The organism is Sphingomonas rosea, from assembly GCF_039538065.1.
GTDB classification, from domain to species: domain Bacteria; phylum Pseudomonadota; class Alphaproteobacteria; order Sphingomonadales; family Sphingomonadaceae; genus Sphingomicrobium; species Sphingomicrobium rosea.
Genome location: NZ_BAABBR010000001.1, coordinates 1,528,630 through 1,544,179, shown reverse-complemented (window position 1 = coordinate 1,544,179; position 15,550 = coordinate 1,528,630). Strand labels below are relative to the sequence as shown.

Annotated in this window: 19 protein-coding genes and 1 tRNA gene; 13 read left to right on the top strand and 7 right to left on the bottom strand. The window is 59.0% G+C overall.

The genetic code is table 11. The features are described from left to right. The first annotated feature begins 82 nt into the window (after positions 1-82). The 5 genes from ABD693_RS07690 to ABD693_RS07670 all read left to right on the top strand — a co-directional run bounded on the left by ABD693_RS07690 (position 83) and on the right by ABD693_RS07670 (position 2,468). Entirely contained in the window at positions 83-244 is a 162-nt protein-coding gene (locus ABD693_RS07690; protein ID WP_344696442.1) for a Flp family type IVb pilin, read from the top strand. Positions 245-446: 202 nt separating this feature from the next. Beyond that, on the top strand, positions 447-608 hold the full coding sequence (locus tag ABD693_RS07685) for a Flp family type IVb pilin (protein WP_344696441.1): 162 nt from the start codon (positions 447-449) through the stop codon (positions 606-608). A gap of 137 nt (positions 609-745) precedes the next feature. Then, positions 746-821, top strand: a tRNA-Ala gene (locus tag ABD693_RS07680). Between the two features lie 93 nt (positions 822-914). Next, positions 915-1,559, top strand: a complete 645-nt coding sequence (locus ABD693_RS07675) for a DUF6538 domain-containing protein (protein ID WP_344696440.1) — start codon at positions 915-917, stop codon at positions 1,557-1,559. A gap of 54 nt (positions 1,560-1,613) precedes the next feature. After that, positions 1,614-2,468, top strand: a complete 855-nt coding sequence (locus tag ABD693_RS07670; RefSeq protein ID WP_344696438.1) for a site-specific integrase — start codon at positions 1,614-1,616, stop codon at positions 2,466-2,468. Positions 2,469-2,899: 431 nt separating this feature from the next. On the opposite strand, the gene ABD693_RS07665 is transcribed toward ABD693_RS07670, so the two are convergent. Continuing rightward, positions 2,900-3,376 (bottom strand): hypothetical protein, encoded by a 477-nt coding sequence (locus ABD693_RS07665; protein WP_344696437.1) that lies wholly within the window; start codon positions 3,374-3,376, stop codon positions 2,900-2,902. A 762-nt stretch (positions 3,377-4,138) separates the two neighbouring features. After that, entirely contained in the window at positions 4,139-4,807 is a 669-nt protein-coding gene (locus ABD693_RS07660; protein ID WP_344696436.1) for a recombinase family protein, read from the bottom strand. Positions 4,808-5,053: 246 nt separating this feature from the next. Here ABD693_RS07660 and ABD693_RS07655 point away from each other — a divergent pair, with 246 nt between their 5' ends. The 4 genes from ABD693_RS07655 to ABD693_RS07640 all read left to right on the top strand — a co-directional run bounded on the left by ABD693_RS07655 (position 5,054) and on the right by ABD693_RS07640 (position 7,277). Next, positions 5,054-5,317 carry a DUF1883 domain-containing protein gene (locus ABD693_RS07655; protein ID WP_344696435.1) on the top strand — a complete coding sequence of 88 codons (264 nt, stop codon included), beginning with the start codon at positions 5,054-5,056 and terminating at the stop codon, positions 5,315-5,317. Between the two features lie 73 nt (positions 5,318-5,390). Next, a complete protein-coding gene (locus ABD693_RS07650; RefSeq protein ID WP_344697595.1) occupies positions 5,391-5,870 on the top strand; it encodes a toll/interleukin-1 receptor domain-containing protein in 480 nt (159 codons plus the stop codon). Positions 5,871-5,935: 65 nt separating this feature from the next. After that, positions 5,936-6,721, top strand: coding sequence for a macro domain-containing protein (locus tag ABD693_RS07645; protein WP_344696434.1), 786 nt, complete (start codon positions 5,936-5,938; stop codon positions 6,719-6,721). Between the two features lies 1 nt (position 6,722). Continuing rightward, complete coding sequence (locus tag ABD693_RS07640; protein WP_344696433.1) at positions 6,723-7,277, top strand: TIR domain-containing protein; 555 nt, start codon at positions 6,723-6,725, stop codon at positions 7,275-7,277. 514 nt (positions 7,278-7,791) lie between these two features. Here the strand turns inward: ABD693_RS07640 and ABD693_RS07635 are convergent. From ABD693_RS07635 to ABD693_RS07620, 4 genes are all read right to left on the bottom strand, one after another. Beyond that, positions 7,792-8,208 (bottom strand): very short patch repair endonuclease, encoded by a 417-nt coding sequence (locus tag ABD693_RS07635; RefSeq protein ID WP_344696432.1) that lies wholly within the window; start codon positions 8,206-8,208, stop codon positions 7,792-7,794. Further along, positions 8,209-9,288 (bottom strand): DNA cytosine methyltransferase, encoded by a 1,080-nt coding sequence (locus ABD693_RS07630; protein ID WP_344696431.1) that lies wholly within the window; start codon positions 9,286-9,288, stop codon positions 8,209-8,211. It lies immediately after the preceding gene. Between the two features lie 76 nt (positions 9,289-9,364). Further along, the gene (locus tag ABD693_RS07625; protein WP_344696430.1) at positions 9,365-10,309 is read right to left on the bottom strand and encodes an O-methyltransferase; all 945 of its coding nucleotides are present in this window, start codon (positions 10,307-10,309) and stop codon (positions 9,365-9,367) included. Then, positions 10,309-11,613, bottom strand: a complete 1,305-nt coding sequence (locus ABD693_RS07620; RefSeq protein WP_344696429.1) for an ATP-binding protein — start codon at positions 11,611-11,613, stop codon at positions 10,309-10,311. The genes ABD693_RS07625 and ABD693_RS07620 overlap by 1 nt, the downstream gene beginning before the upstream one ends. Positions 11,614-12,138: 525 nt before the next feature. Here ABD693_RS07620 and ABD693_RS07615 point away from each other — a divergent pair. Genes ABD693_RS07615 through ABD693_RS07605 form a run of 3 tightly spaced genes read left to right on the top strand, consistent with a single transcriptional unit; the run spans position 12,139 to position 14,235 of the window. Then, entirely contained in the window at positions 12,139-12,915 is a 777-nt protein-coding gene (locus ABD693_RS07615) for a dCTP deaminase domain-containing protein (RefSeq protein ID WP_344696428.1), read from the top strand. Next, on the top strand, positions 12,915-13,268 hold the full coding sequence (locus ABD693_RS07610) for a hypothetical protein (RefSeq protein ID WP_344696427.1): 354 nt from the start codon (positions 12,915-12,917) through the stop codon (positions 13,266-13,268). The genes ABD693_RS07615 and ABD693_RS07610 overlap by 1 nt, the downstream gene beginning before the upstream one ends. Beyond that, on the top strand, positions 13,240-14,235 hold the full coding sequence (locus tag ABD693_RS07605; protein ID WP_344696426.1) for a beta/alpha barrel domain-containing protein: 996 nt from the start codon (positions 13,240-13,242) through the stop codon (positions 14,233-14,235). Before ABD693_RS07610 ends, ABD693_RS07605 begins: the two co-directional genes overlap by 29 nt. A gap of 169 nt (positions 14,236-14,404) precedes the next feature. Here the strand turns inward: ABD693_RS07605 and ABD693_RS07600 are convergent, their stop codons facing one another. After that, positions 14,405-14,689 (bottom strand): type II toxin-antitoxin system TacA family antitoxin, encoded by a 285-nt coding sequence (locus tag ABD693_RS07600; protein WP_344696425.1) that lies wholly within the window; start codon positions 14,687-14,689, stop codon positions 14,405-14,407. 221 nt (positions 14,690-14,910) lie between these two features. On the opposite strand from ABD693_RS07600, the gene ABD693_RS07595 reads away from it, so the two are divergent. Next, positions 14,911-15,543 carry a tyrosine-type recombinase/integrase gene (locus ABD693_RS07595; protein ID WP_344696424.1) on the top strand — a complete coding sequence of 211 codons (633 nt, stop codon included), beginning with the start codon at positions 14,911-14,913 and terminating at the stop codon, positions 15,541-15,543. Positions 15,544-15,550: the final 7 nt, after the last annotated feature.

The window sequence follows — 15,550 nt, the reverse complement described above, 5'->3', positions numbered from 1 at the left end:
GAAACACTTTTGACCGACGGGCCAAGGTTCGACGGTGCGGGGGCAAGCCCCCCGGGGACAAAGTGGAACTAGGAGACCGGACATGACCAATTTCATCAAGATGCTGAACAACGAAGACGGCGCCACCGCGATCGAATACGGCCTGATCGCCGCCCTCATCGCCGTCGCCGCGATCACCGCGCTCGGCAACATCGGCACCAACCTCAACAAGACCTTCTCGAACGTCAGCGACAAGCTGAAGTAAGCTTCGAGATAGCTTGACCGGAGGCCCCGCCGGCACCCTCTTCGGACGGTGTCGGCGGGGTCTTCTCGTTTGCGCCGCCCGCGCGCAGCACACGGGGCGCATTAAGGAAGTTTTTAGGGTGGCAAACTACAACTGAACCGGAAGCCGAGCACCGGTAGGGGTTCAGTACGGCGCATCGCTTCTTCTCAGGAGAGCAAAGACGATGACCAACTTCCGCAAGATGCTGTCGAACGACGACGGCGCCACCGCCATCGAATATGGCCTGATCGCCGCCCTCATCGCCGTCGCCGCGATCACCGCGCTCAGCAACATCGGCACCAACCTCAATTCGACCTTCTCGAACGTCAGCGACAAGCTGAAGTAAGCGGGGAACCAGGGCCGGCACCAGCCGACCGACGACGGCGCCGGGCCTCCCGGCGCCGTTTTTGTTTCGCACCGAGCCTTCGAACCGCAACAAAGGGGTTGGCAGGCCGCGGACTAGCCCTTAAAGGCGCTCGCATTGGGGCCGTAGCTCAGCTGGGAGAGCGTCGCGATGGCATTGCGAAGGTCTGGGGTTCGATCCCCCACGGCTCCACCATTTCCTCCTAAGCCTCTGTAGGCTCGGGGAAAGTCCGAGAAAACAAGCACTTCTTCCAAGCGGGTATTACATCTGTAATAGGGTGTAGGATCCATGTGCACGTATCTCGACCAAGTTCGCTCGACCTATTATTTCCGGCGAGCCGTTCCCGATGAACTCCAGCGATACCTGCTGACCGAGCGCGGCAATCCGCGAAGCGAGTTCAAGATTTCACTCCGAACCAAGGTGAGAGAGGACGCTAAGCGTCTCCTCCCTGACTACGTCCGTATGACTGACCGGCTGTTCGATGAAGCACGGGCACAACTCATGGCCACGGTCCCCTCCAGCGACGCCAGCGTGTCCGCTCCCCTTGATGGAGAGTGGCTTGGAGAGTTCGCCACGGAAGAGGCCGAGTTTATCGCCCGGAGGACGGCAGAGCGGGAAGCACGCCGCTTAGCCCGACGCGAGCTGCGCCTTCAGCTCCGCGAAAAGCTGGCAGGTACCACTGCTGAGATAGACCCCCGCGATGCGGTGATTGCCGATCTGGTGCGGGAACAACGCGAGCGAGCTGACGCCGCAGAAGCCCGTTTAAAGGCCGTGGAGGCCGTACGAGGGGCCTCAGATGTCCCAGGACCCCCGCCGCTTGCGAAACGCTCGACGGTGGCTCTGTGGCTCGATGGCGAGATTGTGGACGGATGGGCCGCAGAGCGGAAGCCGAGCCAGAAGGGCATCGACACACATCGCTCCACCGCCCGCTAGTTTTACGACCGCATTGGCCGGAGGCCCGTTCGGGAACTCACCGAGGACGACTTCTTGGCCTTCAAGGCGAAGCTGCTTGCGGAGGGGAAGACACCCGCGAACATCAAACAGAAGCTGTCGCACCTTCGGACCCTCATGAGCTGGGCCAAAGCCAACAGGCACATCGAGGCCAATGTCGCTGCCGACGTAACTATACGTGATGGACGAGCAGCGAAGAAGAAGCGCTTGCCCTTCGATCTGCCTTCTCTGAACGCGATTTTCAACAGCCCGGTCTACTTGCGGGGAGCAAGGCCCGCATCCCTGCGGGGAGAAGCCGGCTACTGGCTTCCTCTCCTTGGCTTATTCACGGGCGCGAGGTTGGAGGAACTCGGACAGCTACGGCCGAAGGATGTGAACGAAGGTCGCTATATCGACAGTGAGGGAAGCGAGCAGGCAGCTTGGATTATACAGATCCGTGAAGACAACGATGGCAACCTTAAGCTCAAGAACGCAGCCAGTGAGCGCCGCGTCCCAGTTCACGTCGAGCTACTCAAGCGGGGGTTCTTAGAGTTCGTGGCGGCAGCCAAGGATGCTAAGCAGGAACGCTTGTTCCCCTTGCTCAAGCCAAACATTTACGGGCGCCTCACTGCCAAGTGGGGAGAGCATTGGAGTAAGTACCGGCGCGAGGTTTGTGGGGTTACAGACCCGCGCATGGTTTTCCATTCATTCCGGCACACATTCAAAGATTACTGCCGACTGGCCGACATTGAAGAAGCGCTACAGCGTGCCCTTATGGGTCACAGTTCAGGAGACGTGGCTGATGATTATGGCTCCGGTGCTTGGGACCACCAGCTCGTTGAAGCCATGAAGCGATACAAGGTGCCAGGGCTTGAGATTGCAAGTCAGACGCCGGGGAAGGCAGCGGCATAGGTCACGCAGACGAGACAGATGGTGCTTGCGTTCGGGCTTTCCTCTGGAAGCTGCTGGGGCTCACTGCTGTTTCATGTGGTTCATGAACCCGAGGGTCCTAGCGGGGTGAAGCTGTCCGGCTCTCCCCCCTGCTCTTCTTGGATGGGCACCATCAGGGTTCCCCCCGGGATACTCACAAATAGATACAGAGGAAGGCCGGAAGCCATGAACCGTCGGGTCGCTGAGCGGTCGTGAGGGCAGCCGGTGACGCTAACCGCAAGCGGTCTCTCCCAAGCGTCATAGAGCTAAGAGGCCGAGGCCAAGTGCTCCCTTGTGCATGACGGTATCAGTTCTCTTGTACCTTTCCGTGTGCGGGACGGTATCAAATGCGCGATTTCGAGCCCCGTGCTCAGCTTAGGCCGTAGACTGGCAATGCGTCGGAGCTGGGTTCGCTAGAACTTCTTGGGGGCCTGCGGGTCGACCGCTTGGCATTGACCAGTGAAATCTCCGGCTTTCCCTGAGATCGTGATCGTGCCCGTCAATCTATCTATGTAGACCTTGGGGTTATTCATGAAGTTCACACCGGCGCTCGCTCGTATCGATCGGTCATCGGCGGTCACGTTCTTGAGCTTGAACCACCCATCTGAACCGCCGTGAAGCGGAGGCAGCATGGTTCGTGGCAGGCGGATCCGATCATCCCCAGCGAACAGCCGAATATCGACCTGGTCCGCAAAGCTCTGCTGACGGGTGGTCGTGACGGTGGATGCGGAGTTGCCAGATGTCCCGAAGGGTGTGGTACCCACGGAGCCGTGAGCGCTTCCGTACGAGTTGACGGTGGCGACCGCCGCCTTGTTGGCAGTGCCACCACCTCCACAGGTTAGGTTCAACGGCAGCTGCGCGACAGCGGCTTGCAGGATCAGAAGCAACATACTGGCCCCCTCGTGGCTTACCCGAGCTAAGCTAGGATGCGTTCCCTCTTCGACAAAGGCAACTGGCGGCCTCTTATGTCCGCTATGGGTGGGAAGCGGACATTCCCGCCTATGACATATCGACAAGGCACGAGTTCTGCGTCCGCAGCACGAACTGTGCATTCCCGCTTGTTAGCCGCTCATCAAGTGCGACCCGATACTGCGCGTTGAGTATCAGAGACCGGGCACCGGTTCTCTTTTCGATACGCGCATACCGACAGTCCTTGTAAGTCAGTCCGGAAGCGTGAGGGTCCGTTTCCCGTATCTCGACCACGTATGCGTCCGCCTGTTCGGCTATGGCACTAACATGCTGGAAGACGATACGACTTTCGCCGTCAACTATCGAGACATCGCTGCTCCAGTCCTCTCTCGTCTCGTATCCGCAGCATAGCTGCCGCGCGCCCAACTCGCACGAAGCGAGGAACAGCGCCGACGCAATGAGAAAACTGGCACGGGCACTCGCCCTCTTACGTTGGATCAGGCCCACCCCCTTCGCTCTGCACTTCCACGCCTACTTGGCTGCCACTGGCAAGCAACGTCATGAGGAGAATGTGAGCTTTAGATGATTATCCCGATGTCCGCTTTGGGTCGAAAGCGGACATTCGCCGATTGCCGATTTTCTGGCCGTGCAGTGCCTCGGCAACGTCTCTGCTATCCTGGCACCAAAATCACCTGAGACGCGCTTCAGCGAGGCCCCAGAAGCTCATGAGAGGCGGCTATCCGTCAGGGTGCGACCCGCAGCAGATCGCTAACCGATTGTGGCCCCCATTTGCCGCCTCGCGCCGTGACAATGCCCCTGTCATTCAGCTCTTTGGCAATAGCTCGAAGGCTGGTGTGGCCTTCCACCCTTACCGCTTCGATGATAGGCATGACGTCCGCAGCGAAGGCTCTGGTCTTCGCTTTGATCGCGGCCACTGCTTCCCCGTTGCCCTTGTAGGCGCCGAAAGCCTTTGCCCCCATCGGGTTGCCGAGCTTGGTACCCCTCGCCTTTGCCACAGCGAGAGCTTCCTTGGTCCGCTTGCTGATCGCTTTCCGCTCGGCCTGAGCCATTGCAGCCATGATGTGGATGGTCAGCTCATTAGCCTCCGGCATGTCGGCTGCGACGAACTTTGTCCCGGCGTCTTGAAGCGTAGCGAGGAAGGCCAGATTGCGGCTTAGCCTGTCGAGCTTGGCGATGACGAGAGTTGCCCCTGTTACCTTCGCATGATGGAGCGCTCTGGCCAGCTCCGGCCTATCATCGCGCTTGCCGCTCTCTTGCTCAGTGTACTCACCCAATGGCTCGTATCCTCGGCTAGCGCAGAAGTTCGCGATCGCTGCCTGCTGTGCCTCTAGCCCTAGGCCGCTGCGACCCTGCTTAGCTGTCGAGACACGATAGTAGTTGATTGTACGCATCACTCACGCCTGCAGCTGTTCGCGGCCTGATAGTCGCACCGTCCACGACTGTCAAACGAACGTTTGGCTATATTGGACATGCGTCCGCTGAAAGCTCCGGCCCCATGGGGGTAAGCCTTCGCTCGTTTAGTCAGAGGGACGTTTTCAGGTAAGCGCCGCATGTACAGGTCGTAGACTGCGGCGTTTACTTGCAGAGCTAACGACCACCGGGGTCTCGTCGTTGACATTGCTCATGCCACTCTGAAGATGGGGCATGGAGTTAGTGGTATGAGTTTCACGCATTATCGGCTTGGACACCTTGAGCGAGGCAGCGTCGTAGAAGTCACTTTAAGTGGTAGTGCTGCGAACGTACGCTTGATGGATAGCTCCAATCTTTCCAGTTACCAGAGTGGCCGGCAGCATCGATACTACGGCGGGCTAATCAATCGCTCCCCTGCTCGGATCACGGTGCCAAGTTCGGGGGACATGGCATGTCGCCGTCGATATGCAGGGGCTCAGGGGCACGACTAGGAGTAGCGTACGGGTGATACCGCCCTCGGCGATGCGTCCGCTGCCAGCCTTAAATGAGGCGCCCTTGTCGACGGTGCCCTCTCTCGTCCGGCCGGCTGCTGACAACACGCCGCCAAGTCTTGATGAGCCCAGCAGCGCTACTCATGACGTCTTCATATCGCACGCTTCCGAAGACAAAGATGAGGTTGCGCGCCCTCTCGCAGAGGCGCTGCGAGCCGGTGGCCTCGACGTTTGGTACGATGAGTTCACGCTGAAGATTGGCGACAGCCTACGTCGCAAAATCGATGAGGGTCTGCGAAGCAGCCGATTTGGCGTTGTCGTGCTGTCTCAAGCCTTCTTTGGCAAGGGCTGGCCCGAGTATGAACTGGACGGCTTGGTCTCTCGATCGGTTTCAGGCGAGCAGGTGCTTCTGCCTGTCTGGCACAACGTGTCCAAGAGAGAGGTAATGCAATACTCGTCGTCGCTTGCAGACAAGCTTGCCCGTAGCACTTCCACTCATACGGTTGAAGAGATAGCTGCCGAGATTATCGAGGTCATCGGGGACCAAGGTTGATGTGGAAGTCCATACGCCTCGGCGCCTCTCGGCGGTGGCAAGAAGGCGTTGCGTTCGGCCTAGCAGTGCTGGGAGCGATCTGGCTCCTCACGGAGGTCGGCACCCGCTCAAGTGCTGGGCTTGACCATTGGCTGGACGAGCACGGCACGCCTTATCTTGGATTTGCGATTTTCTGCGCTTTGGTCGGATTCCTGTGGGCGATCTACGAACCCCGCAAGGTAGCCTTCGACATCCCGCTAACGAGTACTCGGCTGACCCTGAAGTATGGCAATCTGTTCAAGGAGGATGCCGATTGGCTCATTGGCGTGAACGAGTTCTTCGACAGCCGCATCGGCGACGTTGTCGCGAAGGGCTCCATTCATGGCCAGGTTATCTGCGACTACTTCGGCGGCGATGAAGCTAAGTTCAGGACGCAGGTCACACCAGCGCTGCAGCCGTTTACCGGCACCACCATTCCAAGGACCGTAGGGGAGACGACACGTTACGAGATTGGCACCACCGCAGTTTTGGACCGTGGTGACAAGCACATCTACCTCGTCGCTTTGTCTCGCACCGACGTCAGTACGAACAAGGCTCAGTCTAGCATCCCCGAGCTTTGGACAGCCCTTTCTGCTGCTCTTTGCAAGGTTCATGAGCGGGGCAATGGCCAGCCCTTAGCGCTGCCTCTTCTGGGCAACGGTCGCGCCAGCATCAACCTGCCGCCTCAGCATCTCCTCAGGCTAGTGGTACTGGCAATCGTTGATTACGCTAAGACCGCACAGCTCCCGAACAGCGTTAGCATCTTGCTGCACGAAGATTGCTTCTCGGTTCTTGATCTGACGGAGATACGAAGAGACTGGAGTACTAAGTAGTATGGCCTATCGTAACGGAACTTACATCGCCTTCCACGCTGAAGGTAAGACAGACCCCACCGCGTCTGACATCAGATACTATCGCATGATGAAGGCCTGGCATGAGAACGACGATATCGACTTCAAGTTTATCAATAGCCATGACAAGGTGGAAGCGGTCAAAGACAGCGCTAGCAAGTCTAAGATAAAGCAGAGTCTGGAGGATCGTCTCGATAACTCTAAGAACATGGTGCTAATAGTTGGTCCGAAGACCCACCTTGACACTGACTTCGTCCCACATGAGATAGAGTACGCAGTAGACGTATGCGGCATCCCGGTGATCGTCGTTTATACTGGCTACACTTCCATTCTGAACCCGGCGTCACATCGGCATGAATGGCCAGCTGCACTAACAAAGCGCATCGACGACAAGTCTGTCTGCGCTATCCACATCCCCTTCAAGCAGAAGGTGATCGACACAGCGATCCGCCGGTTCGATCTCTCCACGCAGCCGAATGGACCGCTATCTTACTACACCAAGGAGGCGCAGCAGAAGATGGGCGTGGAGTTCAAGTAGCGCATTGCCTAGCGCAAGGACGGCTGTTACATTTGGGTGTTCCAATCGTAGCACCCGCGTCTCGAAGAAGCATGTGTTTTCAGGAACTTAGGAGTCTGGGGTTCGATCCCCCACGGCTCCACCATTCAAGAGTAAAATTCTTCAATATCTCAGCTAGTTGGCTGTTTGCTGTCTAAGCAGTCCCACATTCCAGTTCCACATCACCTTAGGCTGCACTAATAACCAGTGAGTTGACCTGGCACGTAACTCCTGGATTTCGATCCGCATTTTAAACTGCGGGGCGCGATGAAGAATGCATCGGCCAGGAGGTCAAACCGAGGCGGAGCTTAGGTCAGAAAAGACCCACTAACGGACCTTCAAGACGCCGCAGCGCAAACTCGTAAACGGACGCTCATTCGGGGCAGGGCCGGTTAGCTAAGCGCCCGTCGCGGACGTTCCGGTGCATGGCCTTGATACCCCCTAAGCCGCCTGAGATCCGAGACAGGTTGAACGTGAGGGGGCCAGCAGGCTAGCCCTAAAAAACTCCTAGGCCGAATATACGCACTAGCCGTTCCCGTAAGGTTTGCTCGTCCTTGGTTTCGCACTCCCAGAGCTTACAAACGCGCCACCCTCGAGCGCTCAACTGCGCATCCACGTGCCGGTCGCGCTCGACATTCCGGGCGAACTTGGCTTCCCAAAACTCTTGCCGCGTCTTCGGGACCGATGCCTTGGGGCAGCCTGGATGACGATGCCAAAAGCAGCCGTGCACGAATATGGCGACCTTGTACTTAGGGAATACGAGGTCCGGCGTGCCCGGCAGATTCCGGCGGTGGATACGAAACCGCAGTCCCAACGCGTGTGCCGCTCGTCGCACCCGCAACTCGGGCGAGGTGTTCTTTTGTGGCACACGGGACATCAGCCTCGAGCGGCGCTCGGGGGTAAGCCGATCCATTCACTCGGCCGCTAGCGTGACACGCGGGTCGAAGGTGAGCTTCTTGGCGATCGCTACAAACAGCTCCCTGGCGATTACCGGGGACACGCTGTTCCCGATCATCCGGAAGCTGTGCCAGAGAGTAGGATGAAAGCGGTGAGCGTCGGGAAAGCCCTGTAGGCGGGCTGCTTCCCTCACCGTGATCACTCGTGGCTCGCCGGGATGGATTGGCCTTACGGCCTGATAGGAGCCCCGATCGGCGCCGGTCCCGGCGCGGAGCGTGGGGCATTGCCCCTCCCAGGCGAGTTTCGGGTGACGACCAACGGGATCGATGGCGCCGGGGTCGAGCTTGGCAAAGCGCTCGGCGATGACTGGCGCGTGGACTGTGAGCCGATTGCCCGTGAAGCGGCGATCAATGCTGCGCATCGCCTGTGCATATGCGCTCGGCCGACCACGACGACCGAAGCGCCAAACGTCGTAACCTTCTTCGTCGCCGACCCGAACGGCTCCGATCAGATCGGTCAGCGCGTCCCGCACCGTCGCGGCGCGCCGTCTTCCGGCGAGTACGTCGTCCGCCTGCAGCGGGTCCGAGCGGTCCTTATGCAAGCCGATGACGAACAGGCGGCGGCGCTTAGTAGGAGCACCGAAGTCGGCTGCGTCCAAGACCATCGGGCCGAGGAGTTGATATCGATCCCGCACCAACTTGAGCGCGTCCTCGAGAACTTGGCGAGCGCCGGACTGAGCGAGGCCGCGGACGTTCTCCATTATAAAGAATGTCGGACGCACCTCGGCTACCAGGCGGAAGAAGTGTCCCAGAAGCTGGCGGCGGGGATCGTCGACCGCCCGTCGCCCGATGTCGCTGAAGCCCTGACAAGGTGGACCACCGAAGATACCGTCGATCTGCCCACCGGCGGAGAGCAGCAGTTGCGCCCCCGTCAGCCGTGACACGTCTTTAAGATGGAGCCGCGTGTTGGGGAAGTTCCGCTCGAAGGAGTGAGTCAGATTCGGGTCAATGTCGTAGGCCGAGACGACTTCGAACCCCGCTTGATGCGCACCAAGCGAGAATCCGCCACATCCGCAGAACAAATCGACAAGCTTCATGGCAGAGCTGCTACGGCCAGACGTCGATATGTCGACCGTGGTTCGGCTCCGAACTCGACGGTGAGCTTCGGTCGCCTCATGCCACAATCTGTGCATAGGCCGGGTAATGCCGGTAGTAGGCCTGAAAAGCTTCTAGCTGGTCGTCTTCCAAGTCGAAGCCGAGTGCCTGCACGTCCGCACGCTCCAGGCGGCCGACACAAGGCAATCTGCTCTGAAGCGAAGCCGCCTCCCGCACCGTGAGATGCGGCGCCACGATGGGTTTTTGGGGCCGGCAAGGCCAATCGGCAGCCCGGACGACCTCGGAAGCGATCCGGGCCGCCCCTCTTGCCGGAAGGACGCCTCCCACGGTGACCATCGGAGCGACATCGCGATAAATAAGACGGAATGCGGGCACGAAGCCGCCAGGCCTGGCGAGATCCGCGGCGACAGACTGCATCATCTGAAGCGAGAAGTCGGCTAGCGTTTCCTGCATCCGATCGTCTTTGCATGCCCTGGTCGGCAGGTCGTCCGGGACCACGGAGCCGAAGAGCCGCTTAAGATGCTCGGGGCGTTCGGGAGCCTTGTCGTACTTCATCTCGTTTCCATTGAAGGTCACGAGAAGGATGCTGTTGGTCGGTGCGTTCTCGACCAGGGCGACGACGTCCTCCTTCAGGTCGGCGTTGAACTCCTTATCGTAGTCCAGCCACACCAGCCAAGGTCGCCCACGGACGATTTCGTCCTCGTAGAGGGACGGCAGGACCGCCGACGAGAAACCGTGCCGGACACGAACAGTCGCATAAGGCGAGTTGAAGACGGCGCGCCGATAGCCGACTTCGTTGCTTTCAATTGAAACCATGTCGTCGACGCCCAGCAGCTTGTGCGCGAGAACGAAGTCGGTGAACCAGATCGAGCCGAACCCGACGTACACCAAGCGGTCGAGATCTAGCTGCGCCTGGAGCTTCTTCACACCTTCGAAGACGAGCTGCCGCTGGATGCTTTTGCTCGGGCGCAGACTATAATTGACCACATCGAAGGACGCCATCAATCGTCTCCAACGAGGTCGTCGTAGGCGTAGTCGAACGTCTTCAGCCCGACCTCACGATACGGCATGTTGATGCTGCCGAGCGCTTTGGCCATCTTCTTCATGCGGGTTACCGGTACCGAGTAATTGATGTTGGCCGGCTTCTCGACCGGCTTTGGAACAAGCGTCGGGAGAGTGACAGCGCTGCGGGAGGCGACCGCGGCGAGCGGAACGGCGACCGCGGCGTTCTCTTTTCGCCTGGCTTCTTCGAGGGCCTGCTTGCGCTGGTTCGTATACGAGATCCAGGACTTGGATACTTCGCGCATCCTGGGTCGAGCGCGGCGGTACACCTCCGACGAAGTGTCTACGCTCCTCTTTGTGGTGGTGAGCGGGAGGGCAGACGCCTTGGCGGCAGTGAAGAAGATAATACCGATAAAGCCAGCGTACTGGTAATGCCACTGAGGCCACCCCTCGGTTCCCCAGCCCGTGATTTGCGACTTGTCGGCGGCCAGTACAATGCGGCCGTTGCAGACGACGTACCATCCGTAGCGACGGTCGCCTTCCTCACTCTCGTCCGGATCGATGCTCTCTGGCGGTGGCGCGGCCATGCCGCCGATGATCTCGATCGAGACCGGCTGGCCCTCCACTTCGTCCTCGTATTCCATGCGGACCGGTACGAACTCGTCGCTTTGCCGCAGTTCGATGGCCCACCCCGTAACGGGTTCGCCATTGAGAAAGATGCGGAGACCCCGCAGTAGATGGAAGGAATAGTCCCGTGCGATCGTACGCTTCAGGTTCTGCAGGAAAGCCGGGCTGGAGAAGGAGGTGGACGAGCCTTGAGTTAACGACCTCACGACGATCTCGACTCCGTCGGCATCGAGCGGATCGTCGTCCACGATATCGAAGTCCCACGGCGGGGCGTCGCTCCCGAGCCAGTCGATGACGTTGATCGGGACCGCGAACGACATTCGGTTGCCGTCCTCACTGGTGAAGGTGCTGCGCACCCGAATTTCCGAGCCCAACTTGAACACGGCGCGCTTCATGCCGATGCCATAGACCCCGATGCTGTACTCGTCGTGCTCTGAGAGCGAGCTGCGACCGAAGCTGAAGGCGTGATCGGCGGCGGCGTCCAGCGTCATGCCACCGCAGTTGTCCCTGATGACGAATGCTTCCGGTCCCGCCTCGATCTCGATCCTGTAGCTGGACAGATCGGCGCCGTCGGCCAACCCCATTGGCCGACTGCCTTCCTGGCTCCAGGCGCCGTCGACGCTGTTGTCGATCAAGTCCAAAATGCAGTCCTCGAGACTGATGTCGCGGGTGATCATGCGCACGAAGAAGGCCTTAGTCGGATACGCAACAGCCTTTTCCTTACCCGGCACCGTCATACTGCCCGCCTCATCTAGCACTCGCCGCCTTAACCGTGATCGTTATGGTCAGCAGAGGTTGGCGACAAGAAGTTTAGCCTTAGTTGCACCTCGGCGGCGGCGGGGAAGATCGAGAACCTACAGCCCTGTGCTTAAGCGGCAACTGCTTCGGCTCTCATAAGAATGCCGAATTTCGTCCAGCTCGGCGGTAAGTGTCGATGCAGATTTTTCGAGCGCAAGTGTCTTCACACCCTAGTCTCGAGCAGTGCGATCCGCATTGCGGTAGCACTGCTGTGTCCGCAGTCGATCTTACGGCTGCAGCTTCGCCTTCGGCACTTGCCACCGGTGAGCGAACAAGGTCACAAGCTCGTGTCTATTCGGTGCAATCTCGCCTGACGTAGCATTGCAAACGGCGCCACCAGCAACACGCAGAGGCGACGGGGTTTGCGCGGCGAACGAGGTTGCCGCTGAAATTCGAGGGGCAACATGGCAGTTCTGAACGACAATGACATCGAAGCTGAGATCGTAGCGGGGCGATTGGTCAGAAACGCTGACCTAAATCGCTTGAATGGTGCGTGCTACGAGCTCCGCCTTGGCGACGTTTATTATGATCTTACGGAAGATGGTGCGCGCATTGAGCTTCAGCCCGGTCAGCACGCGTTGATTAAGCCAGGGCACCGAGTTGTGCTAATTACTGCTGAAGAGCTCGAGACACCGTCCAACGTATCGGTGAAAGTTGTTAGTAAGGGTTCCCTATTCAGTGTAGGTCTAAGCGCGGTTGCAACCTATGCTGACCCCGGGTTCAGCGGCAATCTTGGGATTGTCACCCAGAACATCAGCGACAAATATATTGAGCTGCCGCAAGGAGAGCCTATCGCTAAAGCCGAATTCTGCCGACTTAGCGGCGCAGCAACCCGGCTCTATGCTGGGCAGCACGGCTTTCAGATGGGCATTTGGCCAATCAAGACACATCTGCAGAAAACCCATGCGCAGGTCACCGATGATCCACGCGTGCAGTCCGAGAAACAGGAAAGCCTGGCGCTGCTGCCAAAGGCAACCCGATCCGTGATCCGGCGCCTTGAGATCAATCAGCAATGGACCAACATTGGTCTCGTGATCGCCATCATTATCAACTCGCTGGCGATCTTTCTGGTGCAAAACAAGCTGATCGAGGGTCTGACTGGTGTCGCGACCAGTCTCGTGGCCGCAGCCATCATCGCGGTCGGGTCGTTGCTTCTGAATTTCGTGCGGAGGAATGGCTAGTGGACTTTTCTTCCATCGTGAGACGCCAGATTGCCGCCGACGAGCGTCGAGGCTTCAGCGTAACCTTTTCATCCGACGCTGAGCGCCATGATCAGCTGTCGCGGGAACTGGTTGGCTTAGTTGGCGAGATCGGCGAGTTCGCCAATCAGCTGAAGAAGGTGGGGCTGAGTTTTACCAATCCGCGCTATCACGGCCCTAGGCTGGACGAGGTGGCTGCCCATCTACGCGAGGAAGTGGCCGACGCTGCCATCTATCTTTTCCGGATTTCGACCATTCTTGGTGGGGACCTTGAGCAGGACATCCTCACCAAAATGGCCCAGAATGATGATCGCTATGGCGGGCTTGAGCGATAGGCGGGTCTTCTTCCTGGGAGTGAACACCGGCTTCGTCACGGAAGGCGACCCCGATTGCCGCTACGTCGATTTCTACCGGGAGCGAAGTTCGTCCAACCTGTACTGCGCCATCGTCGGCAACGTCGTTGTGCCCGGCGGGTATGGTAGCAATCGATCCACGCCAACTATCGGCAGCAGTCCAGTCTGGGGGCGCGTGGCCGCTGCCATCTCGGATGCCGGTTCGAATCCCGGCGTGCAGCTCGCGACCGCCTGGAAGGGATATCAGGGAGCCCGCAAGTTCCTGACCACCAATGGAGACCAGGTTCTCGATCAGGCCCGATCTTTGGTCCACCAGCATAGTCGTGCCGACCTTGCCCGTCTCACGGAGGCGTTCCGCACAGGTGGAACCTTGGCGATCGGACATGGCTTCCGCCATGTTCAGATACATGCCGCTCACGGCTATCTGCTTAGCTTGTTAGTCGATGATCGGCTCAATCCGCACGCGGCATACGTGCGTGACGAGCTAGCTAGCTTGGCTGACTGGTTGCGATCTCAGGGCATTGAAAGTTCCCTGCGGATATCGCTGCGCACCGGCCACAGCGCGTTCGATGAGGAGGGCGCCGAGCGTGCGCAGGATCTTCTCTGCGGACTGCCGTTCGACTTCATCGACCTTTCCTCCGGCTTCTATAACATCGACAAGCGCCTCATATATCCGGCCAGACCCGAGATCCTTCTCGCGCGGCACCTTGAGAGCGTTGCAGTCGCAGTTCGGCATCCGAAGCGGTCATTCATCGTCTCGGGACGGGCTAGCGCCAATGCCGCCGCCCTTCCCACTAACGCTCATTTGGGCATCTGCCGCGACCTTATCGCCAACCCCGCCTTTTTGGCTGAGCCGCATGACGGCTGCCGCAATGCCAACAAGTGTCACTATTACTCACGGGGCGAAGATCACATCTCCTGCGTCAGGTGGTCAGGTACGACGAGCTGATGCAAGCCATCTCAACGCTGGACGGGCGTATGCCTCAGGGGTCTGCCCAGTGGCTTCGGTGAGCAGCAGCCTCTTGCTCCGGCGAATGTCGGCTATGCGCCTCCCTGGACACGGAAGCCGCCGTTCCGCTATCCACCAGCTGCGGCGCATCCGAGGGCAAAGCCAATACTCAATCCCAAATAGGCCGCTTGTGCATCAGAGCTTTGAGTGCCTGGTTAGCTTTCGGGGGGGTCGTCATGACATCTAGGAAGTGAGCTGTCTGCACTTCATCAAGCTCGAACACGCGTTGGTCGAGAACTGCGTCGATCGACCGGGGTCGCACGCTATCGAGAATAAACTCGGAGCGTGACTTGCCCAGCGCTGCTGCGGCCTGGTCGATGAGAGCTAACGTGTCGGTTGGCAGACGAAGTGCGATTCGAACCTCGGAGGGTGTCTTGCCCGTATGCTTTCTCATGACCAGTTTCCTCTTACGCATAGTCTACAAGTCAGTTGAGGCCTGAGCGAGGTATCTCTTCAAAGGTAAGCCGTCGCTGATCATCCATGGCGTCGTACTTCTCACTGGCGAATGTCTGCTGTCTGCCTTCGAGCGCCTAGAGCCCGCCATCCCACTTCGCACCATGCACAGCCTCTTAGTTCGTTTTCTCCTCGGCCGCTGTTGGCCTGAGGAGATGAAGCATGGGACATGCAATCTACGATCCCGGTCAGGAAGACCGTCCCGCGTGGAATGTTGGCCGAAAGCTCGGTGCGAAGCGCCCGCTTCTACCCAAGCAGGTCTGGGCCGTGCGCTTTTTCCTGGAGCAGGAACACCGCCTTCGCGATCGCGCCCTCTTCGACCTAGCGATCGACAGCAAGCTTCGCGGATGCGACCTCGTTAAGATCAAGATCGATGAGCTGGTAAGCGGAGCCCGCATCCGCCAGCGAGCAATAATCGTCCAGCAGAAGACCGGCCGTCCGGTGCAGTTCGAACTTCTGGAGCCCGCTCGCACGAGCCTGCTCCAGTGGCTTGAGCGGCGCGGTGGCTCGCTCGACGAGTATGTCTTTCCCAGCCGTGTTGACCGGCTTTCACATATGAGCACTCGGCAATACGCTCGTCTGGTCGACGAGTGGGTGACGGCGATTGGACTTCGTCGAGAGGACTACGGCACTCATTCACTCCGGCGAACGAAGGCAGCCCTGATCTACAAGCAGACAGGTAACCTGCGCGCAGTGCAGATCTTGCTCGGGCATACCAAGATCGAGACGACGGTTCGATACCTTGGCGTAGAAGTCGAAGACGCTTTGGCGCTTTCCGAAGCGACTGAGATTTGAGTGATAT